Origin of the sequence: Psychrobacter sp. UBA5136 (assembly GCF_002414005.1) — a bacterium.
GTDB lineage: Bacteria > Pseudomonadota > Gammaproteobacteria > Pseudomonadales > Moraxellaceae > Psychrobacter.
The window spans coordinates 17329-39573 of the sequence record NZ_DHYG01000044.1; the positions used below are offsets into that span (position 1 = coordinate 17329).

The following is a 22245-nucleotide window of genomic DNA, read 5'->3' on the forward strand; positions in this document are numbered from 1 at the left end:
CGTCTCTTTACTATCACATCTATAGGACAGCTGAACATTTGAGAATTATCATAGCACATCATGCTAAACTAACCACTTTCGCGTTTTAATTTCCGTATTTAACACTCCGAGGTTTTCATGTCTAGCCCTACCGCGATGCCAGCTTGTCTTTATATCGTTGCCACGCCGATTGGTAATTTAAGCGACATGACACCGCACGCCATCGATATTCTAAAACAAGTTGCCATCATCGCCTGCGAAGACACGCGCACCTCAGGCAAGCTATTGTCGCATTTTGGCATCCAGACCAAAGGTAGTAAGGATGAGGATACCGAAAAAGGAACGTCATACGATAAAAACAATACTGCCGAAAACGAGTCTGATAGCGCGGCTAAACAAAAAGGCCATCATAAGCTTTGGGCATATCATGAACATAATAGCGCCATTCAAACCCCCAAAATTATTGAGATGATTCAGCAAGGTCATTCGGTTGCTCTGATTAGTGATGCGGGCACGCCGCTGATTAGTGATCCCGGTTATCAATTGGTGCAAGCCGCTCATGCTGCTGGCGTTCGCGTTTCGCCTGTTATTGGCGCCTCTGCTGCCATTGCTGCATTGTCGGTTGCAGGACTGCCTTCAGACCGTTTTAGCTTTATTGGTTTTTTGCCGGCAAAAACCCACGGTCGCCAAAAACAGCTAACGGCTCTCAACTCACGCACCGAAACCTTGATTTTTTATGAAGCGCCGCATCGTATCATTGCCAGCTTAGAAGACATGGCTGCAATCTTTGGGGCAGCGCGCGAAGTGACGTTTTGCCGTGAATTAACCAAAACCTTTGAAACCGTGCATAAAAGCACGCTTGGGGATTTGGTTGCATTTGTCAAAGCCGATGACAATCAGCAACGCGGTGAAATCGTGGTCGTCGTCGCTGGGGCGCAAGTGACGCAGGACGCTGATGATATCAGTATTCACGATAACTTATTACAGCGCTTGCTAGAAGATTTGTCGGTTAAAAAAGCCGCTGCTTTGGCTGCTGACATCACAGGCGTCAAAAAAAATGCGCTTTATCAGCGCCTACTTGAGCTACAAGCGCCATAATTTTTAGCGACAAAACATAAGCTAAGCCCTGATAAATTAAGTACTGATAAACTAAGTGCTGATAAATGAAGCCCTTATAAGTTAAAACTGATAAAACATAAGTACTGATAAACTAAGTGCTGATAAATGAAGCCCTTATAAGTTAAAACTGATAAAACAAATGCTAATAAATTCATTGAGGAGAAATAGGCAATGTATGATGTGATGGCGATAGGTAACGCCTTGGTCGACCACGAATATGTACTGTCGGATGCAGCGCTAGAAGAGACTGAGCTCACCAAAGGCAATATGACGCTGGCAGGACTAGAAGAGCAGCAGCAGTTACTGGCTTATTTTAAACTGGCAGAAATTGCGCCATCAAAACAAGCGGGCGGCGGCTCAGCGGCCAATGCCATGTACGCTTTTGCAAGTTTGGGCGGCAAACCTTTTTATGCCTGCCGCGTCGGTGATGACACACAGGGTGAGTTTTATCTAAAAGACTTGCACGAAGCGGGCGTTGCTACCTCACCGCAGTCCATCCACGCAGGCGGCGTGACAGGTTCCTGTGTCGTTGCAGTGACTGAAGATGGCGAGCGTACCATGCAAACCTTCCTTGGTACGTCAAGCGATATTACCGCTGACAACGTCGATTTTGAGGCATTAACCAAAGCAGGATGGTTGTATTTAGAAGGTTATTTGGCAATGTCTGAAGGTATTCAGCCAGCGATGACCCAGTTGCGCCAACAAGCCGTTGTCCATGGTGCCAAAATCGCCGTCAGCTTTGCCGATCCTGCGGTGGTGAAGTTTGCCAAAGACGGTTTGCTGAATATGCTTGGCAATAAAGTTGCGGTGATATTTTGTAATAGCGAAGAAGCAAAATTATTTACCGATAAAAAGCAGCATAAATCGGCGGCGCGTGCGTTACTTGAGCATTGTCAAACAGCGGTGGTTACCGATGGGCCAAATGGTGCCATCATCGCTCATCAACCAAATGATGAGTCAGAAATTGAATTTTACGACATTCCTACGCCAGTCGTTGCCAATGTTATTGATACCAACGGCGCTGGTGATAACTACTCTGGCGCGTTTTTATATGCTTTATCGCAGCACTACAGTCTGCCAGAATGCGGACGACTTGCTAGCGAAATCGCCGCGCAGGTCATTCAGCAGTTTGGTCCACGTCTCGCGTCACAAGAGTATCAATATATCTCGCGCCGCGTTTTAACTGTTTAGCGGCTGAATATCTTAGAAAAACCTTTTATGATAAAGCACTTATAAGAAAGCCCATATCCTAGAATGTGGGCTTTTTCGCTTGCATTGATAACATCAATAACATAACAGCAAACTATCTTTTAATTAAGCGGCGGCAAGTGCTTGCTCTAAGTCGGCTTTGATATCGTCAATGTGTTCAATACCAATTGAGAGACGCACCATATCCGCACTAACGCCGGCGTTTTCTAGCTCTTGCTCATTAAGCTGACGATGGGTCGTGGTTGCTGGGTGACAAGCGAGCGACTTAGCATCACCGATATTGACCAAACGCGTAATCAGTTGCAGCGCATCGATAAAGCGCGCCCCAGCTTCAAGTCCGCCTTTTACCCCAAAGGTTAAAATAGCAGATGGCGTGCCCTTCATGTATTTTTTAGCAAGCTCATGCTCAGGATGGTCAGGCAAACCTGCATATTTCACCCACGCAACCTTATCGTGGTCGCGTAGATATTCAGCAACGGCTTGCGCGTTTTGTACATGACGCTCCATACGCAAGCTTAAGGTTTCCATACCTTGCAAGATACCAAAGGCGTTTAATGGGCTGATTGCCGCACCGGTGTTACGTAGCGGAGCGACGCGCGCACGGGCGATAAAGGCTGCTGCGCCAACGTCTTTGACAAAGTTGACACCGTGATAGCTTTCATCTGGCGTATTTAACAGCGGGAAACGCTCAGGATAATCGCCCCAAGGGAAGGTACCACTATCAACAATCGCCCCGCCAATCGAGGTACCCGTACCGCTCATATATTTGGTCAATGAATGAATGACAACATCAGCGCCAAACTCAAATGGACGGCACAGCGCAGGCGTTGCTACCGTGCTATCAATCACCACTGGCACGCCGTATTCATGGGCAATGTCACTTAGCGCTTGGATATCAACGATGTTGCCCAGTGGATTACCAATGCTTTCAGCAAAGACCATCTTGGTTTTATCATCGATTAAGTCGCGAATCGCTACAGGGTTTTTATGATCAAAAAAGCGCACTTCGATACCTTGGCGCGGCAAAGCATGAGCAAATAAATTATAAGTGCCGCCATAGAGCGTTGATACGGCGACGATATTATCGCCCGCTTCACAAATGGTTTGAATCGCATATGTGATGGCCGCCATACCAGACGCGACCGCAAGCGCCCCAATACCGCCTTCAAGTGCGGCAACGCGCTCTTCTAACACCGCAGTGGTCGGGTTCATAATACGGGTATAAATATTGCCGGCAACCTTTAAATCAAACAAGTCTGCGCCATGCTGGGTATTATCAAAGGCGTACGAGCTGGTATGGTAAATAGGCACGGCGACCGACTTGGTGGTGGGCTCAACACTATAACCGGCGTGAATCGCCAAAGTCTCAAGATGCGGGGTATTTTTTTTAGCTGCTTGTCCGTCACTCATATTCTGCTCCTAAAAATTAATGGCATACTAAAGTTATCAAAAACATTCACAATCAATAGTCGTAAAAAAAGCTGAGTTAATCATAACCCAGCTTCTTTATTAAAAGAATAGCAAATTTTTCATCTCTTAATGACGAATATTCATAAGTAATATTTATAAGCAAATAAACCAGTCAGTAGATACCCATAAAATATTACTATTATAAATATGCTTATTCATCACTCTTTATTTATAGTAAGCGTTTTCGGTACGGGTATGATCCGTGTCATCGATGACTTGCGTCAGCTCTGGGATTTGCTGCTTAAGCTGCACTTCAACGCCTTGACGTAAGGTCATATCAACCGCTGAACAGCCTTGACAACCACCGCCGAATTTTAATACGGCGGTTAAACCAACGCCTTCTTCTTCAATCAATTCAAGCAGCTGCACATCACCGCCATGAGCGGCCAAGCTTGGGTTAATCTCAGACTGCAAGACATAGTTGATACGCTCTTCGACACTGGCATCAGCGCCGACTTTTGGCACTTTTGAATTTGGTGCACGGAACGTCAACTGCCCGCCAAAACGGTCTTTATTATAATCAATCACCGCATCTTCTAAATAAGGCACGGACGCTGCTTCAATAAACGCCGCAAAATCATCATAGGTCAGTTTTAAATCAGCGCTGTCTTCTTCGCCCGGTTGATTGTAAGCCATGCAGCACTCTGCGCGCGGCGTACCAGGATGCTCAACGAAAATACGTACACCAATACCTTCGGTGCCTTGCTTGGCCAATAATTCTGCTAAGTAACCTTGCGCCGCTTCAGTAATGGTGATATTACTTTTGACTTCGGCTTGCTCAGTATCTAACGCTGACTCGTAATCGACAGCAGGATCTACTTGCGTGTCAGTTGGATTGTGTTCACTCATAATGCTTCCTATGTGTTATGACACAAGCGTTATATTGCCCACGTCTACTGTGTCGTCTGTGTGAGGTTGGGGCTAATGAAATTACCATCATTTTGGCTTATCGTTTTATTGCTCTGCCTGAGATGGTTATTTCTTTATCACTATTTATGGCTTCTATTATAGCGCACTTAGCGCGCAATTCCGACCGTACTAGTGTGAATTGGCAGTGGCTGTTTTAAGCACTTATGTTTTAAGCGCTGCTGCGTTAAGCCGTAGCTATTTTTAACAAGGCTCACTATAGTAAGCTGTCCCCAGCTTTATAGTATATAAAGACGGTGTGCGGACTTATCAAGTCTAGCGGGCGTTGAATACGGTTAACGCTTGTGTCATAAAAACTTTTGAAAAATGAATAAAAAAAATCTTAACTACCTTGAGAGCGTATTATGTTGACTGAGAATGTAAGTTTTGTGAGCACAAAAGATACCGTAAAAATCGCCATCTGGGAGGTGTTCGATAATGAAAAAAGCCATCAACGCTCTAACGATGCTGCCAATAAAGGACAAAATATTTTCTTAACGCATGGTACTTTTTCGGATAAAAAAACCTGCTTAAGAATTGCTGAATACTTAGCAGGGTTTGGGCATCATTGTTATATTATGGAATGGCGCGCTCACGGTGCAAGCTCAAACCCAAAAGATAAATTTAACTTTGAAACCGTTGCAACTTATGATTTTGCTGCGGCTTTTGCTTATTTATTTAGCGAATTAAAGCTCAGCAATTTACACTGCGTCACCCATAGCGGCGGCGGTGCGTGCTTAACGATGTTTCTCATTCAACATCCGCATTATATCGATAAAATAAACAGCGTCAGCATGTTTGCCTGCCAAGTGTATGGCGCGATAGTCAGCCCTAAAAATCATTTTAAAATTGTCGCCGCCAAACTGTTCACGCGCCTCTTCGGTTATATTCCCGCCAAAAAACTCAAATTAGGCCCGATTAACGAAAACTACTACACCATGAACCAATGGTACGAGTGGAATTTGCATAAAAACTTTCACAGCAGTTTTATTGAGCAAAATGATATCGATGCTAATGGTATTAAAAAAAGCGCTTTTGATAGTAACCGTCAACAAAGTGCTGCTGACAGTGAATTTTTTGATTACCGACAATATATGCCAACCATTACCACGCCCATTTATGCCATCAGCGCTAAAGGCGATAAATTCATCTCGCCAACTCAAGGTTGCTTGTCACTTTTTAACGACTTTAACCAGCCTACCAACAACAGCTCTCCTAACAACAATTTTGTCAACAATAACTCTCCCAACAACAATTCTGCCAACGTTTTTCGCGAATACGCGCTCAGTCATGGCGACTTGGACGATTATAACCATAGCCGCATCCTAAATAGCCGCCCTGCCGCCAAAGAGATTTGGCCAACCGTCGCCGCGTGGATTGACAAACATGCAGGACGCAGCGCGTAAAATCTGCATGATAAGGCTACATCTCCTAAAACTAACTTCACATAATATAACTGACTTAGATGGATGGGCTGTTTAGACTGAATCGAACTCAGTCATAAATCAAAGGATTTTTTTATGAAGTTATATATCATGCCGGGCGCTTGCTCAATGGTGCCGCATACCGCCCTTGAATGGACAGGGGCAGACTATGAGCTGGAGATTTTAGATCAAGATTCGGTGAAGTCAGAAGACTATTTGCGTATCAATCCGCAAGGGGCGGTGCCAGCCATCGTCGATGGGGACACCATTGTCACCCAAAATATTGCCACACAAGTTTATATCAATGCCAACTATCCGGAAGCCAATATCTTTGGCACAGATACTTCCCCTGCCGGACAAGCCAAACTTATGCAGTGGCTGGCGTTTTTAAATGCGGATTTGCATAAAGCGTTTGGTCCGCTCTTTGCTGCTGAAGGCTTTGTCGAAGGTGATGCGGCACAAGAGAACCTAAAGAAAAAGGCTAAGGAAAAGATCGTGCATCTGCTCAGACTGCCTAACGAGCAATTGGGCAAAACCGATTATCTAACAGGCAGCAAAACCACTGCTGATATTTATCTATACGCTGCTTTAACGTGGTCTAAGAAGTTTGCGATTGATTTATCTGACTATAAAAACTTTGATGGCTTTATTAAGCGTATCGAAGAAGATGCTGGCGTGACTGAAATCTTACGTCAAGAAGAGCTAGAAAAAATCGGCTCGCTATAGATTTTTATAACGAATTTTTAGAGACACCCTTTTAATGTTTTAAAAGGGTCTTTTCTTTTACAGTCAGCCTTAATAAAAACAGTTGGTCTTAAATAAAATCAAGACAACAATAAACGACGAGCCCATCCACATCAGCAATGTCACAGCACTAAACATCTTTGTACTTGTCAGCCTGATACAGCCTGTGTCAGTATTAGCCTCTTTGAGTTATTTTGAATGGATCATTGATCGCAGCAGGTTAGGAGTTGGTAGGTATGAATGAAGCAGCAGAACAGAGTTTGGATAAGCAACGTTTCGATAAGGAACGTTCAGACGCAAAAAACAATAAAGACTATCGCTATTTGGTTTTTATTGGGCGCTTTCAGCCGTTTCACTGTGGTCACAAAGCGGTGGTCGATGAAGCGTTAAAACGTGCCGATAACGTCATTATGCTGATCGGTTCTGCCAACCTACCACGCAGCCTGCGCAATCCATTTAGCGTCGCTGAGCGGGCGACGATGATAAAAAATGCCTACTCACCAGCGGAAGCGGCGCGTATTCACTGCGTCGGGCTGGATGATGCGCTCTACAATGACACGCGCTGGCTGCAATACGTGCAAGCGGGCGTCAAATCTGTCACGGGAGATTTAGAAAGCGATATTGGACTAATTGGCCATTCAAAAGACAGCTCGTCGTATTATTTATCCTTATTTCCAAACTGGGCGTCGGTTTCTGTGCCCAATTATCATAATTTATCCGCCACTCCCATTCGCGATAGCTACCTGATGGGCGCGACGCCAACGCCTGAGCGCACCCCTGAATCAACCCGCAACGTTCTCGATGACTTTAAAAAAACCGATACTTATCAAAACCTGCATGAAGAAGCTGATTTTGTCGATAAATACAAACGCCAGTGGGAGTCTGCCCCTTACCCGCCCACCTTTATGACCGCTGATGCGTTGGTCGTCCAATCAGGGCATATTTTGTTGGTTGAGCGCCGTAGTATGCCGGGGCGCGGGCTGTGGGCGCTACCGGGCGGCTTTTTAAACCCAAAAGAAACGCTTTTTGATGCCTGCATCCGTGAGCTACGCGAAGAAACGCGCCTAAAAGTTCCTGAGCCTGTGCTACGCGGCTCTTGCCACAGTCAGCATACCTTTGACGACCCTTATCGCTCGGCACGTGGGCGCACGATTACCCAAGCCTTTTATTTTCAGCTAAAAAACGACCCAAAAGGCTTGCCAAAAGTAAAAGGCGGTGACGACGCTGCCAAAGCCTTTTGGCTTCCGCTTGCTGAGCTTGATGCGACTATGATGTTTGAAGACCATTATGCAATTATCATCAAAATGGTTGGTTTGTAGGTTTTTATCGAGTGACTACCCTATCTGTTATTAACAACTTTCACGCCCAAGCCGATAGACGGCAATGGCTCACCGCCGCCACTGTTATTTAAAAAAACAGCTAAGGCATCTCAAAGCAGAGGAGTTCTGTGATGTATACCAGCAATTTAAACAATTTAATCTTAAATAGCGACAGCTATAAAACCTCGCACTGGGTGCAATATCCAAGCGGTAGCGAGTATCTGTCAAGCTACATTGAAGCGCGTAAAGGCGATTACGAGGTGGTGTTTTTTGGTCTGCAAGCCTTTATTAAAGAATACTTAAGCACACCGATTAGCCATCAAGATATCGATGAAGCCGAAACCGTCATTGAAGCGCACGGCTTGACCTTTAACCGTGCGGGCTGGGAGCTGCTGGTCGATAAGCATGGCGGCTATCTGCCCCTACGCATCGAAGCCATCCCTGAGGGCAGCGTCGTTCCAGCATCCAATGTGGTCTGCCAAATCATCAATACTGACCCTGAGTTCTATTGGCTACCAAGCTATATCGAAACGGCGCTCCTGCGCGCGATTTGGTATCCCTCAACCGTCGCTAGTGTCTCGCATTATTGCAAAGGTATTATTCGTCAGGCACTAGAAAAATCCGCCGACAATACCGAGTCGCTTATTTTCCGTTTGCATGATTTTGGTTCGCGCGGCGCTTCTAGTCAAGAATCTGTCGCCTTAGGCAGCCTTGCGCATTTGGTAAATTTTGCTGGTACCGACTCATTGACGGCTTTGGTTGCCGCCAGTCGCTGGTATCAGATGGATAAAGAGATGGCCGCTTTCTCTATTCCTGCTGCTGAGCACAGCACCATGACCGCTTGGGGCCGCGATGGAGAAACTGCCGCTTTTGCCAATATGATTGAGCAGTTTGGCGGCGCAGGTAAGAGTTTTTCTGTGGTATCTGACAGCTATGATTTATGGAATGCCATTGATAATATCTGGGGCGGTAGCCTAAAAGATGGCGTTAAAAATATGGGCGGCACTTTAGTTATTCGGCCAGATAGCGGCGATCCTGCAAAAGTCGTGCGTGAGGCTTTAGAGCGCTTGGCGGTAAAATTTGGCACGACCATTAACCGTAAAGGTTATAAAGTGCTACCTGACTATGTGCGCGTCATCCAAGGCGACGGTATCAGCCCGCAAAGCTTGGGGAGAATTATCGATGTGGTCTTAAACGCAGGCTTTAGCGCCGACAATATCACCTTTGGGATGGGCGGCGGCCTACTGCAGCAAGTCAATCGCGATACCATGAGCTGGGCGATGAAAGCCAGTGCCATCTCTATCAATGGCGTGTGGAAAGACATCTATAAAGACCCCGTCACCAGCCGCTCAAAACGCTCAAAAAAAGGCCGTTTGGCGCTGATAAAAAACAGCGATGGCACGTTAGAAACCATCAAAGCTGAAGACTTAGCCGCTAATACAGTTAACCTATTACGAGACGTTTATCTTGATGGACAATTACTCATTGAAGACAGTCTCACCACGATTCGGGAGCGCGCAGGATGGTAGATACCAGTAAAATGACAGCAGTGGCAAGAGACGTGCTATTCGCCCCTGTTTATCTGTATCAAGGGCACAAAATCAAGCGCGATACCGTGCGCCTGCCGGAGCCAAATGGCGACAGACACGGCCAGGTTCAGCTCAATAGCGCGCCTGATGCCTCAAGTCCTGATGCCTCAAATGACGATAACAAAAAGACGTTAACGGTAATGGTCGTTGGTGACTCAGCGGCGGCGGGCGTCGGTAGTCAAACCCAGCAAGAGGCGCTAGTTGGTCATTTGATTCCCATTTTGACGCAGCAACCGCTTATCCATACCACCTTTGATATCCTAAACTGGTCGTTGCAAGCGACGACTGGACACACCAGCTTTGATATCTTGCGCAGGCTCTATGTACTGCCTACTCCTAGCCAGCCTACTGATGTCATGGTGCTAAGTGTTGGCGTCAATGACACCACGTCCAACGTCTCTGTAGATAAGTGGCAGCAGCAAATTGAAGATATCATCGCTATCGCGCAGCGTAAATTTGGCGTGCGTGAGCTGATTTTTTTAAGCCTGCCGCCGATGGCACAAATGCCTGCCATACCTGCGCCGTTAAATAACTTTGTTGGTGCAAAAGCGGCCATCCTTGATGGTATGTTGCAGCAAATTTGTACTGCACATGATGGCGTTACTTACATGGCAACGGACTTTGCGCGTATGATAGAGGAGCATTCTAACGGCTCGCCAATCGATATCAGGGTGATGTTTGCCAGTGATGGCTTTCATCCAAGCAGCCTGATGTACGGTTATTGGGCCGAGCAAGTGGCAGAATTAATAGTCGAATTGCTAGAGTAATCTGCGACTAAGTTGAATAACTGAGGTTAAATAGCTGAGTATGGTAAAACTTAACGTTAAAAATTAAACAAAAAAAACCGCTGAATATTCAGCGGTTTTTTTATTGCTTAGCAACAGACTGCTTAGCGACATATATTTATACCATAAGTATAAATTATTCAGCAGAATCAGCAGCTTTTTTGCTACGGCCACCAAACGCACCAAAGCGTTTGTTGAAGCTTGCAACACGGCCTTCAGTAGACGTTTTGCGTTGTTCGCCAGTATAGAATGGATGCGACGCACTTGAGATATCAAGTGGGTAGTATGGGTACTCGACACCTTCGTATTCACGAGTGGCTTTGGTGCTAACAGTTGAACGCGTTAAGAAAAACACGTCAGCGTTAGTGTCATGGAACAAAACTTCTTGGTAATTAGGATGGATATCTTTACGCATAATAAACTCTCTATGTCCGATGTATGTACGGCGTTTTTGCTTAATGGCATCTTTTTTAACTATCAAGCACACTAACATACGTAACTGAGGCACTAAGGACATCTGTCAGTCTGGCAATTACGTCACTGGCTTATTCCAGCACCCAACACCACACCGCTGCTCACTTAGCCTTTCCCCAGCGGGAAAATCAAACCGCGATTTTAACGGTTTTTGCTGCTCGATGCAAGCTGCTTCTACGATAAGACCACGCCATAAGCGCGACTTAACGCCATGATGCTGAGTCAAAAAACCGCATAAAAAAGCAGCTATAAATAGCTACTTTTTATTTCTGTTAAAATTGCTCTGTACGCTATTTGGTTTTTACGATATGCCAAACGCCAAGTTTATTATCGCCATTTTTATCACCAACCTTGGTGTCATTGGCATAAAAATATAACGGCTTACCGTTTACTGCCCACTGATATTTGCCGTCTTCGCGCTGGAACGCCGCAAACTGCCCTGACGCTTTGGCATTACTCGGTGCCATAAACGCTGGCCAAGCGACCAGGCACGCAGAGCCGCATTCTGATTTATTCATAGAATCCTTATCAAAGGTATATAAGGTCATATGGTTGGTTGCATCGACCAACATGCCATTTCTACTGGCAACTGGCGCGGTATTTTTGACGGTCGCTTGTACATCATGCATGCCAGAATCGTCATTGCCAAACATGTTATTAAACGTAGAGCAACCGCTAAGCGCTAGGGTGCCAGAAATGACAGATAAGATAAGTAGATGTTTCATAATAACTTCCTTGTTATGGTGAAATTGAATAAAAGTACGATTAGATTTTTTCTTGTCGTCAAAAGGTTTGAATTTTTTTGATGATTAATATTTTTATCTCTAAGCATTTTTAATATAGCATAGACAGGACAGCAGACGTTTCTACCATTATATAAATTTACAAAAGCGCTTAAAGACCTCAACTAAGTAAACCAAAACCCTAACTTTACAAGAAAGCTGTTTGCCTGCCTGTGTTTTCATTGTTCTTTTCTCTCCGTTTACTCTCTTTTCTCCTCGCTTACCTTATCGCTATCTGCTGACAAAATTAAGCCGCAGCTTACTTATTTACCGCCGTATAGAGATTAGTTTTTCGTAGAATAACGCTATATAAAGTAAGAATGACTAAACAATGGCAAATGTGACTATGGCGGCTTAAGATGAATATTGAACTTAGCGCCCGCTGCACGCATATCGATAGCCTATCTAAAAACTGTTTAGTAACCAACTGTCTATAAATAAATCAGTCAATAAATACGCCGTGCATGCTCTGATAACGGGCATGCGCTTAAGGATATAATCACAACAATGACGCACACTTTTTTGCACAATCAAGCACCTTTAGCCAAACGGGTCGGTATCCTCGGTGGCGGCACGGCTGGGGCAACCATTGCCATTCGCCTTGCGGCATTAGGGCTTGAAACCTATTTATTTGAAAAAAACAAATCGCTTATCGATGGGCCACCGATGTGCCATTTGCATGCCGGCGGCAATCTTTATCGTGAAATCCCTGACGAAGATTGCATCGCATTGCTTAAACAGTGCATCGATATTTTGCGTCTTTATCCTTATACCATCGATGTGCGCCCGACGGTTTTTGCCGTGCCAACGCGCGATGAAGGCTTGCCCGAAGACTTGCTACCACGCCTTGATATTTTGACCGATGCTTATCGTAAACTTATCGAGCTAGATGCTAATAATAAGGTGCTTGGCGAACCTGAGGACTACTATCAGCTCTATAGTCATGAACGGCTTATTGAATTGTCCAAGCGCGAGCAAGTAGCGGTGCCACGCACGGTTGATGAATGGATGATACCAGTCGCTAAGTATTTGGACTTAAGTAAAGTCAAATTTCCGCTGATTGTCGTGCAAGAATACGGCTGGAATATCTTCCGTTTGGCAGCTTCTGCACAACTGGCTTTAGAAGAGTATGAGCATGCGCATGTGTTTACCGACACAAAGGTGCGGCAAGTGATGCCTGTTGATTGTGAAAACTGCTCAAACGCTGACCACCATGTGACCAAATGGCGTATCGATTATCAGCAAGCGGCGCGCTCTGATATTAAAACTGAAGCGGATTTTGAAAATGAAACGAACACGGAACCTCAAACGGAGTCTATCGAAGTCGATTACTTAATCAACGCTTGCGGTTTTCGTACGGGCGTCATCGATGATATGGTTGGCGTCAAAGTCACGCGTATGGTCGAGTTTAAATCGTCTTATATTACCCACTGGGATGGCACGGGCGGGCAGCTACCTGAGATTATTATTTATGGTGAGCGCGGCACCCCTGAAGGCATGGCGCAGCTAACGCCCTATCCCGATGGCTATTTTCAAATACATGGCATGAGTAAATGTATCACGCTGTTTGATGATGGTTTGGTCGCCTCTAATAAGAACAGCGCCCAACCGAAATTGCCATCGCAATACTTACACTATATCGAGGACGGCTGGGATAAAGCGCCGCTACAAGCACGTAGCCAGCAAGCGATTGATCATGTCGCCGAGTTTGTGCCGACCTTTCATAGCGCGCGTACGGTTGGTAACGCGCTATATGGTGGACAGCAAATACCCGGTCAGGACGATACCTTGCGCGTTGCCGATGTGAGCTTGTATTCTAATATCCGTTATGCGCGCGCCGAAAACGTCAAAGCGTCCTCTACCTTGATAGCGGCCGATCAAATCGTCGATGAATTGACGACGCTTGGTTTGGTTGATTTTGAGGCACCAGAAAACCGTCAGCGTTATGCGCATGAATGGGCGTATTTAGCGCACAATGATAGCTTAGCGATTGATGGTGTTGCCCGCAGTTTGGCTAAAGAGCGCGGCTTTCCGCTGGCGATGGCGTGCGTAAATCATGGTATCCATGACACGACTTTGGACAGTTTAAACGCTGGTGAAAGGTAAGTCATTGCAACGGTTTTTTAAAACCTATGAAACTTGAGAAATTGTTTAAGGGACGTAAGTGCTAAAAATAAAGCAAAAAAAAGGAGAGCAAGGCTAATAATACGCCCTACTCTCCTTTTTTAAATAAAAGCATTTATAGATAAAAATAGGCGCTTTTAATTACCCGCCATTTTTTCGGTATCGACGGCATCGTCTATTTTTACCACAGTTTTTAGTAGGTCAATCGCTTCGCTAATCGTATTGCACACCACCAAACGCTCAAGGTCTTGTTGCTTCATAAACCCTTGCTCAGCGGTGTATTGTAAATGCTCAATCATACAATCATAAAAACCGTTGATATTAAGAATAATCATCGGTTTTTCATGCTGATATAGCTGGCGCCACGTGGCAATTTCCATAATTTCTTCTAATGTTCCAAGCCCGCCCGGCAAGGTAATAAAGGCATCGGCGTACTCTGCCATGACGGTTTTACGGGTGTGCATGGTGTCGGTTAGATGCAGGCGCGTCAGCTGCTCATGGGCAATCTCGTGCTTAAGCATAAAGGTTGGAATCACGCCAACCGCTTCTGCCCCGCCTTTGATGACTTCATCGGCAACTGCGCCCATCAGCCCGATGCTGGCGCCGCCGTAAACCAAACCCAAACCATTATCCGCAAGCGCACGACCCAGCTCACGTGCTGCTTGTTCGTAAACCTCATTATTACCCGAGCGTGAACCGCAATAAACCGCCACCAGCGGCATCGTTAACGAGGCTTTATCTACCGCTTTTTCAATATTGGTAATATCTTGACTGGTAATAACTTCATAAGTGTCATTGTTAATTTTCATTTGCATAGAGTTTCCTTAATTGTTATAGCGATTTTTTCTTAAATACTTAGCCATTAAATACATGGCTATTGAATACTTAGCTATTAAAACATGATTGATTATAAGAGTTGTTTTTTTGATGTAGGTTAATTGGTCAAAAAACTATAAATGAAAATATTATTGAATAATGTCGTTCAAAATAAACCAGCTAGAACTGGCGTATAGAACTTGAAAGTCACTTTCGGCCCCCTTCCTACTTAAGTTTTATTTTACCATAAGCAGTGCTATTCGGCGGCCATCCCAGCGTCATCACATCGCTGAAGTGCTTTATTATTACGCAATTGCTACACGTTTAACATCAAGCACCACACACATGCGCCGCATTACGCAATGTTTTTATTTATCCAAAGCATTTGCTTATAAAAATGACAATTAAACATGACCCCCACCTATTAAGGTTAAACCATGGAAAAACCTCACAACAACAATCAAACGGATATTTATTCTTTAAGCATCATGACCGAGCGCAATCGCGCATTGGCAGCGACGGTTTATCGCCCTAAAAATGAAGTGAAAGCCGCGGTCATGATGGCGCCAGCGACAGGGATTAAACGCCAGTTTTACCATAATTTTGCCGCTTATTTAGCCGAGCAAGGCTTTGGTGTGTTGACCTTTGACAACGAAGGTATCGGCGAGTCGCTTACCACCGATTTGACGAAATGCGATGCCTCTTTAATCAGCTGGGGTCGCCACGACATGCCAGCCGTCCTTGATGCCTTGCAAGATGAATTTACCAATGCCACTTATCATTTGATTGGTCATAGTGCCGGCGGTCAGCTGATTGGTTTGATGCCAAATTATAAAGCCATTGCTTCGGTGTTGAATGTCGCTTGCTCATCAGGGCAAATCAAAAACATGGACATGCCTTATAAATTAAAAGCCATGGGTTTTATGGATGCCTTTATTCCACTCACCAATCTGACGTTAGGCTATACGCCAGCGGATAAAATCGGTATGGGAGAGCCGCTACCGCGCGGCGTCGCTCGTCAATGGCGCGAGTGGTGCAATGGCGCAGGTTATATTAAGACCGCTTTTGGCAAAAGTATTCACACCCATTTTTATGATGAAATAACCGCGCCATCTTTGTGGCTCGGCTTTAGCGATGATGACATTGCCAACAGTACAAACATGGACGACATGATTCGCGTCTTTAGTAAGATGCCGGCCGAAAAACGCATTTTTGCGCCAAAAGAGTTTGGCTTAAACAGTATCGGTCACATGGGCTATTTTAGTCGCAAAACCCATGCAAAAGCCCCTGAGCTTTGGCAAATGGCGACTGATTGGTTAAATAAGCAGCAATAGCTTTTATTTAAGTATAAACGCGCCTATTTAAGCTTGCCTATTGTTTGCTGCCTGATCTGCCGTCTCTTCGGCTTTGACGCGCTTGGTCAAAGCCGAATACAGCGACGGCTGCATATTATGAATGTTACCCAGCATCCATTTGACGTAGCTAATCGGCACGTCTTTAATCAGCATGCCTTTATGTTTGCCAAAGGGCATTTTGCTTATAGGATGGGCTTTATTAGCGATAGCATGAGCGGCCGCAAAGTCCGTCGGTGCTATCTTTAGGCGCTCGCAGCACGCTTGATACAGCAGATAACACATGCGCGCATCACCTAGCGCGTCATGAGCGGCAATCGTCATCTTGCTTGCCTCAGCTTTGCCCAATAACTGCTCGATACATTTTGACTGACCATAGGCGCTCCATTCTGGAAAGGCAACGCGCGCCAGCCGTACGGTACATATCAGCTTAGCAGACGGGCTACCTATCACCCGCCAATCAAAGCGTACATTATGGCCAATCAAATACTGTGGCAACTCAAATTGCTCGAGCTCAAAGCGCTCAAGACCGGCGACATCGTCATCGGTGATACCATGAATTTTAATGACGAATGGGGAAATCGAGCGACCGCTATTAAAGTATTTCATCCACTCAAAACCCGTCGCTACATTAATCGTTGCCACTTGAATTGGCCGTGGATCACGACCTTGATCGGTTTCGGTATCAATAATCAGCGCCGTGTCAGTCATAGAGTTTAGCCATCGTTATTTAAAAATAGGTAGCAGTATCGAGGTTTTCTATAAATTTTAAAAAATATATAAATTTTAAAAGCAGCGAGGTATTTATGGGGATAAAAGCTAGGGATAACAATGGCATACAGAAAATAGAGACGTTAACTTCTATAATATTAAATAGAATGAAGGCAAAAAATTAAAGAGACATCAATGCTAGCAGACGGCAATAACCCACCGCCAAACAAAGAGCCAAACAAAAAGCCAAACGTCTTGGGCCGCGTATTTAGTGTCTTAATCAAGGCGGCTGTGTTATTGCTGCTGTTATTTGTGTTCGATAAGCTTTTACCGAGTATCAGCCAGCAAACGCAGTCGTTTGTACTGGCAAGATGGCAACAGCTCAGCCTGTTACAACAACCATTACCCACCGAAAATAGCTTACCTAGCCCGCTACCGGGACGGCATTTAACGGATACGTGGGGCGGCGCGCGTAGCCAAGGCCGCACCCATGAGGGCATCGATATTTTTGCGCCGCGTGGTACGCCGATACAGGCAACCACGCAAGGTATTGTCAGTAAAGTTGGCGAAAATAATTTGGGCGGGCGCGTAGTGGTTATCATTGGACCGGGCGGCGCCGCACATTATTACGCACATCTAGAAGATTATGCCGATATCAGTCCAAATGACTGGGTAAATAGCGGCGATATTATCGGCTATGTCGGCGACAGTGGTAACGCCAAAGGCACAACGACCCACGTCCATTACGGCATTTATATCAATGGCAGCGCGGTCAACCCTTATCCCTTATTAAAAAAGCCTAATAGCTCGATTTAAGCCTTTAAGCTCTACACTTCTAGTAAGAAATTTAACGGTCCATCGTTGATACTGGCCACTTGCATATCAGCGCCAAACTGACCAGTCGCTACAGTGGGATGCTGAGTTTTTGCATAAGTCACCAATTGCTCAAATAACGCTTGTGCAGCAGCGGGAGCCATCGCGCCGCCAAAGTCAGGACGGCGGCCTTTATCGGTTTTCGCCATTAAGGTAAATTGTGATACCAATAGTAAGCCGCCACCCACTTGCTGCACATTTTTATCCAATTTACCAACCTTAGCAGGGTCATCAGCGTTTTCAAAAATACGGTAGGTGAGGATTTTATCAATCATACGCTGCGCACTTTGCAGGTTGTCATCTGGCCCTAAACCAATATAAGCCAATATGCCTTGCTCAATCTCACCAACGCCTTGCTCGTCAACAGTGACACTGGCACGGCGCACCCTTTGTATCAACGCTCTCATTTACGGCCTTCCTTATTTATAAATAGCTTACAGTTTATGGTCATACAATCATACCTGAGCATGATAAAATACCGCTATCAACTTGCCTATTAATAATTACATCGAACCCTATTTTGGTAATCTCATTATGAATTTATTTACGACCCTTCAACAATTTGTGCCACAGCAGCAGATGAGTAAAGTCGCTGGACGTTTGGCCGCTAGCCGTCATCCGTACGTCAAACGCGCGTTTATCCGCAGCTTTGCCAAAGCTTACAATGTCAGCTTGGATGAATACGAGCGCCAAAGTTTTAACGCTTACGAGAGCTTTAACGACTTTTTTACCCGTGAGCTAAAAGGCGATGCGCGTATTATTGATAGCAGCGCAGACGGTATCGTCAGCCCTGCTGATGGCATCATCTCGCAGCTCGGGCAAATCTCTGACCATAAGCTGCTGCAAGCCAAAGGTCGTCATTACGATATTGGCCAACTGCTTGCTGATAGCGAAGATGGCAAATATTTTGCTGATGGCAGTTTTGCTACCGTGTATCTCGCGCCGAGCGACTATCACCGCGTGCACATGCCATTTGCAGGTACTTTAACCAAGACCCGTTATATACCGGGCACGCTATTTTCTGTGAATAATGTCACGGCAGCCAACGTACCGGATTTATTTGCCCGTAACGAGCGCTTGGTTTGTCTGTTTGACACAAAATATGGCAAAGCAGCGGTGGTAATGGTTGGGGCAATGATTGTCGCTGGTATCGAAACGGTAGCAACTGGCAAAATTAGCCGCACCGATACTATCCAAGAAGCGCTGCACAATATGAGCTTTAAAAAAGGCGATGAGCTTGGACGCTTTTATTTAGGTTCAACCGCCATTATCGTTTTACCAAAAGCGGCAAAAGCCGATTGGCAAGATGGCTTAACGGCTAATAGCATTGTGCAAATGGGACAGCTATTGGGTGTTGCTAAACCCCAGTAATTTTTTTACTATTGATAAAAAGCCCAGTTAAACGTAAATATTGACGTTTAACTGGGCTTTTTGTTTTCTTTTTTATTTTTTATTTCTTTTTTGACAGTGACGTTGAGCTGCTATTTACGCATCAATCAACCAGCCTTGCTCAGTTGCAAAATCAATCTGCTCTGTTAGCCAGTCATGAATACTAGGAAAGCTGTCTTTAATAAACCCCAGTACGCCTGTCACTTGTGAGCGCGTCACCTCATGATCACTCCATGTTTTGCCGCCCGTATTTATATTTAACAAAAATGGCAAAATTCGATCGACCACTCTGAGCAGTTCGGCTTCTTTACTACTGCCAGTCTCTTGCGCTTCCCAAATCTCACTTAAGTTTTTAATACCATTGCCGGGCTCGTTTTGCAATCGCGCAATACCCTCGCGCTCTTCAACGTGAGCATCACCACGGCTATTGGCAAATAAAAAGGTATCCCCTGCATCGACTTCACCCAAATCGTGAATGAGCGCCATTTTAAGTAACCGCTCATGATTAACGTCGAGCTTAAACAATTCAGCGATGGACCAGCAGGCCATGGCCAAATGCCAAGAATGCTCGGCGGAGTTTTCTAAGCGCGTCGTACCCGTCACATAGCTGCGCCGATTGACGCGTTTTAGGGCATCAAGCTCTAATAAGAAATGGGTAACATCATTGATATCAATATTTGCGGTAAGATTGGGATTGGTTAATAACATAGGAGTCTCTGGTTTTTAAAAATTTATTGTGCTTATTTTAGCGTGTTACGTAAGCACTTATGAGATAGGCAGCGCTAAAATGAGAGCATGCCCTAGTCAACGATACACATTATCAACGCAGAAACCCTTGAGGTCAAAAACTATGAGGTCAAAAACTATCACAAAACAGCTTTTATAATGATAGTCCATAAAAAATAGCGCTTATATGATTAAGCGCTATCTGTGTCAAACAGCTGAAAATTTTTTTAGGAAGATTTTTAAAACTTTACAGCCGTTATTTAATCAAATTACTAATGGTCTTAAAGGCAGGGTCTTTACTGCTGCGGCATAATTCAAACAAAATGGATTCTACCGTACTGATAACCCCGCCAGCGCGGCGGATACGGCGAATCGCTTGTTTTTTATCATAAGGAAAGCGCGAGCCGACCGCATCACCAATGATAACCGGCTGCATGCCATTATCGAGCAAATCAAGCGCGGTTTGCATCACGCAAACATGCGCCTCCACGCCAAATAATAAGACAATACTGCGATTTTGCTGGGCCAAATAATGCCACGAATCATCGTTATCACAGGCGCTAAAGGTCACTTTTTCAAAACTTTTGGCGTTATCGTCTTCGAGTACCTCACGTATTTCAGGTAAGGTATCGCCCAGTCCTTTTTTATATTGCTCATTAAGCATGATAGGAATATCAAGAGCTTGTAGGCCTTTAATCAGAGTGACGGTTTTTTTGACAATATTTTCATGGTCATAGATGTGCGGCGTCAAGCGTTCTTGGATATCAATAATCATTGCTTGGGTATTTTCGCGGGCGATACGATAAGTGCGATCGGTAATCATGGTAGACATAGTACACTCCTTGTACGACTGACATTGATAACTAAATGCTAGTGTTGGCTTATAGGTTTTATTAATTGACGAGCTTATTTGCTTTACTGTTATTTAGTCACAGATTTCTGAGGGCGTCAATGAAGATAATTTTTAATAACAACTTATGCACACGTTATGAACATGAGGCCATGAACATGATGTAGTAACGCAATTTTTAGCATGCAGCCATAAAAAAACCCCAATCATAAAGATTGGAGTTTTTATTAAATAAATCAGACTAAAATTGCTCGTTAAAAAGCTTACACACGCTCAATCACAGTGGCGATACCTTGACCTAGACCGATACACATAGTTGCAAGGCCAATCTCAGTATCCATCTGCTCCATGGCGTTTAGCAACGTAACCGTGATACGCGCACCTGAACAGCCGAGTGGATGGCCGAGAGCAATTGCACCACCATTGATATTAACGATGTCTTGCTTATCGGTTAAGTTTAACGCTTTTAGTACCGATAGCGCTTGGGCAGCAAACGCTTCGTTTAGCTCGATGGTTTGCATGTCATCAAGGCTCATGCCAGCACGTTTTAGCGCTTTTTGCGTGGCAGGAACGGGACCATAACCCATGATAGCCGCGTCACAACCAGCAATCGCCATGCTACGGATACGCGCACGTGGTTTTAGACCCAAATCTTTGGCTTTTTGCGCGCTCATGACCAGCATTGCTGAGGCACCATCAGAGAGTGCTGATGAAGTTGCAGCCGTTACCGTACCGCCTTTTGGATCAAAGGCTGGACGTAGCTTTTGCATTTGCTCCATCGTTGCGTCTGGACGAATCACTTCATCGACAGTACATAGTTGCAAGCGACCAGCGGCATCATGGCCTTCGATACCGATGATTTCATTGTCAAAACGACCCTCTACCGTGGCAGCCCATGCACGGCGATGTGACTCAAGACCAAAAGCGTCTTGCTCTTCGCGGGTAATGTTATTCATACGGCCAAGCATTTCAGCCGTTAAACCCATCATGTTTGAAGCTTTTGCATAGTGCTTTGAGGCTTCTGGGTTTAAGTCAACGCCATGCATCATGCCGACGTGACCCATGTGCTCAACACCGCCAATGATGAAAATTTCACCTTGGTTGGTCATGATTTGCGCCGCAGCTGTGTGTAGTGCTTGCATAGAAGAGCCGCACAGACGGTTGACGGTTTGGCCTCCAGTGGTCTTAGGAATATCCGCTAGCAAACCGATGTTGCGGCCAATGTTTAAACCTTGCTCTAGCGTCTGGTTGACACAGCCCCAAATAATGTCTTCAACGTCACGGGGGTCAAAGTCGTTACGCTCAACCAAGGCACGAACCAATTCAGCAGAGATGCTATCAGCGCGAACGTGGCGGAACATACCGTTTTTAGATTTACCCATCGCTGAACGTACGCCATCTACGATGACCACGTCTTTTGGACTTAAAGTTGTCATACTATCTTCCTTTTCAATTTTTATTGTCAGTGTAGTCAGTCCAATTTAGCGCCATTACTTCGTCAATCTCGCTTAAAGCACAATACGCACATCTGCGCTCGATTTCCTTGTACTAACCCTAAATGTAACTCACTATAATCGTACGTCTGCTATTAAAAAATATTGATA

The 22245-nt window shown here is 45.1% G+C and carries 21 protein-coding genes; 11 read left to right on the top strand and 10 right to left on the bottom strand.

The genetic code is table 11. The annotated features are described in order from the left end of the window. The first annotated feature begins 117 nt into the window (after nt 1-117). Complete coding sequence (gene rsmI, locus B4240_RS06425; protein ID WP_296237607.1) at nt 118-1077, top strand: 16S rRNA (cytidine(1402)-2'-O)-methyltransferase; 960 nt, start codon at nt 118-120, stop codon at nt 1075-1077. Nucleotides 1078-1269: 192 nt separating this feature from the next. Then, on the top strand, nt 1270-2289 hold the full coding sequence (locus B4240_RS06430; RefSeq protein ID WP_296237609.1) for an adenosine kinase: 1020 nt from the start codon (nt 1270-1272) through the stop codon (nt 2287-2289). Nucleotides 2290-2412: 123 nt separating this feature from the next. Here B4240_RS06430 and B4240_RS06435 read toward each other — a convergent pair whose 3' ends face one another. Beyond that, a complete protein-coding gene (locus B4240_RS06435) occupies nt 2413-3717 on the bottom strand; it encodes an O-acetylhomoserine aminocarboxypropyltransferase/cysteine synthase family protein (RefSeq protein WP_296237611.1) in 1305 nt (434 codons plus the stop codon). Between the two features lie 225 nt (nt 3718-3942). Further along, nucleotides 3943-4626 (bottom strand): Fe-S biogenesis protein NfuA, encoded by a 684-nt coding sequence (gene nfuA, locus B4240_RS06440; protein WP_296237613.1) that lies wholly within the window; start codon nt 4624-4626, stop codon nt 3943-3945. 446 nt (nt 4627-5072) lie between these two features. On the opposite strand from nfuA, the gene B4240_RS06445 reads away from it, so the two are divergent. From B4240_RS06445 to B4240_RS06465, 5 genes are all read left to right on the top strand, one after another. Continuing rightward, a complete protein-coding gene (locus tag B4240_RS06445) occupies nt 5073-6089 on the top strand; it encodes an alpha/beta fold hydrolase (protein ID WP_296237615.1) in 1017 nt (338 codons plus the stop codon). 114 nt (nt 6090-6203) lie between these two features. Next, nucleotides 6204-6833, top strand: coding sequence for a glutathione S-transferase family protein (locus B4240_RS06450; RefSeq protein ID WP_296237617.1), 630 nt, complete (start codon nt 6204-6206; stop codon nt 6831-6833). 254 nt (nt 6834-7087) lie between these two features. Then, on the top strand, nt 7088-8170 hold the full coding sequence (locus B4240_RS06455; RefSeq protein WP_296237618.1) for a bifunctional nicotinamide-nucleotide adenylyltransferase/Nudix hydroxylase: 1083 nt from the start codon (nt 7088-7090) through the stop codon (nt 8168-8170). Between the two features lie 131 nt (nt 8171-8301). Beyond that, nucleotides 8302-9699, top strand: coding sequence for a nicotinate phosphoribosyltransferase (locus B4240_RS06460; RefSeq protein WP_296237621.1), 1398 nt, complete (start codon nt 8302-8304; stop codon nt 9697-9699). Beyond that, on the top strand, nt 9693-10526 hold the full coding sequence (locus B4240_RS06465) for an SGNH/GDSL hydrolase family protein (protein WP_296237623.1): 834 nt from the start codon (nt 9693-9695) through the stop codon (nt 10524-10526). Before B4240_RS06460 ends, B4240_RS06465 begins: the two co-directional genes overlap by 7 nt. Before the next feature lie 154 nt (nt 10527-10680). Here the strand turns inward: B4240_RS06465 and B4240_RS06470 are convergent, their stop codons facing one another. Together B4240_RS06470 and B4240_RS06475 are read right to left on the bottom strand one after the other, a co-directional pair. Beyond that, the gene (locus B4240_RS06470) at nt 10681-10959 is read right to left on the bottom strand and encodes a type B 50S ribosomal protein L31 (RefSeq protein WP_296237626.1); all 279 of its coding nucleotides are present in this window, start codon (nt 10957-10959) and stop codon (nt 10681-10683) included. Between the two features lie 349 nt (nt 10960-11308). Beyond that, complete coding sequence (locus B4240_RS06475) at nt 11309-11743, bottom strand: hypothetical protein (protein WP_296237627.1); 435 nt, start codon at nt 11741-11743, stop codon at nt 11309-11311. Nucleotides 11744-12307: 564 nt separating this feature from the next. Between B4240_RS06475 and B4240_RS06480 the strand changes: the two genes are divergently transcribed. Next, nucleotides 12308-13906, top strand: coding sequence for an FAD-dependent oxidoreductase (locus B4240_RS06480; RefSeq protein WP_296237629.1), 1599 nt, complete (start codon nt 12308-12310; stop codon nt 13904-13906). Between the two features lie 155 nt (nt 13907-14061). On the opposite strand, the gene B4240_RS06485 is transcribed toward B4240_RS06480, so the two are convergent. Continuing rightward, entirely contained in the window at nt 14062-14739 is a 678-nt protein-coding gene (locus tag B4240_RS06485) for a TIGR00730 family Rossman fold protein (RefSeq protein WP_296237631.1), read from the bottom strand. 438 nt (nt 14740-15177) lie between these two features. Here B4240_RS06485 and B4240_RS06490 point away from each other — a divergent pair, with 438 nt between their 5' ends. Beyond that, the gene (locus B4240_RS06490) at nt 15178-16074 is read left to right on the top strand and encodes an alpha/beta fold hydrolase (protein WP_296237633.1); all 897 of its coding nucleotides are present in this window, start codon (nt 15178-15180) and stop codon (nt 16072-16074) included. 27 nt (nt 16075-16101) lie between these two features. On the opposite strand, the gene B4240_RS06495 is transcribed toward B4240_RS06490, so the two are convergent. Continuing rightward, nucleotides 16102-16803 (bottom strand): putative quorum-sensing-regulated virulence factor, encoded by a 702-nt coding sequence (locus tag B4240_RS06495; RefSeq protein ID WP_296237635.1) that lies wholly within the window; start codon nt 16801-16803, stop codon nt 16102-16104. Between the two features lie 195 nt (nt 16804-16998). Between B4240_RS06495 and B4240_RS06500 the strand changes: the two genes are divergently transcribed. Beyond that, nucleotides 16999-17619 (top strand): M23 family metallopeptidase, encoded by a 621-nt coding sequence (locus B4240_RS06500; RefSeq protein ID WP_296237637.1) that lies wholly within the window; start codon nt 16999-17001, stop codon nt 17617-17619. 11 nt (nt 17620-17630) lie between these two features. Here the strand turns inward: B4240_RS06500 and dtd are convergent, their stop codons facing one another. Beyond that, entirely contained in the window at nt 17631-18083 is a 453-nt protein-coding gene (dtd, locus tag B4240_RS06505; RefSeq protein WP_296237639.1) for a D-aminoacyl-tRNA deacylase, read from the bottom strand. A gap of 127 nt (nt 18084-18210) precedes the next feature. On the opposite strand from dtd, the gene asd reads away from it, so the two are divergent. After that, nucleotides 18211-19047, top strand: a complete 837-nt coding sequence (gene asd / locus B4240_RS06510; protein WP_296237641.1) for an archaetidylserine decarboxylase — start codon at nt 18211-18213, stop codon at nt 19045-19047. A gap of 114 nt (nt 19048-19161) precedes the next feature. Here asd and B4240_RS06515 read toward each other — a convergent pair whose 3' ends face one another. From B4240_RS06515 to fadA, 3 genes are all read right to left on the bottom strand, one after another. After that, nucleotides 19162-19773: an HD domain-containing protein gene (locus B4240_RS06515; protein ID WP_296237643.1), complete on the bottom strand. Its 612-nt coding sequence runs from the start codon at nt 19771-19773 to the stop codon at nt 19162-19164. A gap of 274 nt (nt 19774-20047) precedes the next feature. After that, entirely contained in the window at nt 20048-20623 is a 576-nt protein-coding gene (locus tag B4240_RS06520; protein ID WP_296237645.1) for an isochorismatase family protein, read from the bottom strand. 281 nt (nt 20624-20904) lie between these two features. Continuing rightward, entirely contained in the window at nt 20905-22077 is a 1173-nt protein-coding gene (fadA, locus tag B4240_RS06525) for an acetyl-CoA C-acyltransferase FadA (protein ID WP_296237647.1), read from the bottom strand. Between the last annotated feature and the right edge of the window lie 168 nt (nt 22078-22245).

Coding starts and splice junctions, on each gene's coding strand:
- rsmI (WP_296237607.1), top strand. CDS start 118: ATGTCTAGCCCTACCGCGATGCCAGCTTGTCTTTATATCGTTGCCACG.
- B4240_RS06430 (WP_296237609.1), top strand. CDS start 1,270: ATGTATGATGTGATGGCGATAGGTAACGCCTTGGTCGACCACGAATAT.
- B4240_RS06435 (WP_296237611.1), bottom strand. CDS start 3,717: ATGAGTGACGGACAAGCAGCTAAAAAAAATACCCCGCATCTTGAGACT.
- nfuA (WP_296237613.1), bottom strand. CDS start 4,626: ATGAGTGAACACAATCCAACTGACACGCAAGTAGATCCTGCTGTCGAT.
- B4240_RS06450 (WP_296237617.1), top strand. CDS start 6,204: ATGAAGTTATATATCATGCCGGGCGCTTGCTCAATGGTGCCGCATACC.
- B4240_RS06455 (WP_296237618.1), top strand. CDS start 7,088: ATGAATGAAGCAGCAGAACAGAGTTTGGATAAGCAACGTTTCGATAAG.
- B4240_RS06460 (WP_296237621.1), top strand. CDS start 8,302: ATGTATACCAGCAATTTAAACAATTTAATCTTAAATAGCGACAGCTAT.
- B4240_RS06465 (WP_296237623.1), top strand. CDS start 9,693: ATGGTAGATACCAGTAAAATGACAGCAGTGGCAAGAGACGTGCTATTC.
- B4240_RS06470 (WP_296237626.1), bottom strand. CDS start 10,959: ATGCGTAAAGATATCCATCCTAATTACCAAGAAGTTTTGTTCCATGAC.
- B4240_RS06475 (WP_296237627.1), bottom strand. CDS start 11,743: ATGAAACATCTACTTATCTTATCTGTCATTTCTGGCACCCTAGCGCTT.
- B4240_RS06480 (WP_296237629.1), top strand. CDS start 12,308: ATGACGCACACTTTTTTGCACAATCAAGCACCTTTAGCCAAACGGGTC.
- B4240_RS06485 (WP_296237631.1), bottom strand. CDS start 14,739: ATGCAAATGAAAATTAACAATGACACTTATGAAGTTATTACCAGTCAA.
- B4240_RS06490 (WP_296237633.1), top strand. CDS start 15,178: ATGGAAAAACCTCACAACAACAATCAAACGGATATTTATTCTTTAAGC.
- B4240_RS06495 (WP_296237635.1), bottom strand. CDS start 16,803: ATGACTGACACGGCGCTGATTATTGATACCGAAACCGATCAAGGTCGT.
- B4240_RS06500 (WP_296237637.1), top strand. CDS start 16,999: ATGCTAGCAGACGGCAATAACCCACCGCCAAACAAAGAGCCAAACAAA.
- dtd (WP_296237639.1), bottom strand. CDS start 18,083: ATGAGAGCGTTGATACAAAGGGTGCGCCGTGCCAGTGTCACTGTTGAC.
- asd (WP_296237641.1), top strand. CDS start 18,211: ATGAATTTATTTACGACCCTTCAACAATTTGTGCCACAGCAGCAGATG.
- B4240_RS06515 (WP_296237643.1), bottom strand. CDS start 19,773: ATGTTATTAACCAATCCCAATCTTACCGCAAATATTGATATCAATGAT.
- B4240_RS06520 (WP_296237645.1), bottom strand. CDS start 20,623: ATGTCTACCATGATTACCGATCGCACTTATCGTATCGCCCGCGAAAAT.
- fadA (WP_296237647.1), bottom strand. CDS start 22,077: ATGACAACTTTAAGTCCAAAAGACGTGGTCATCGTAGATGGCGTACGT.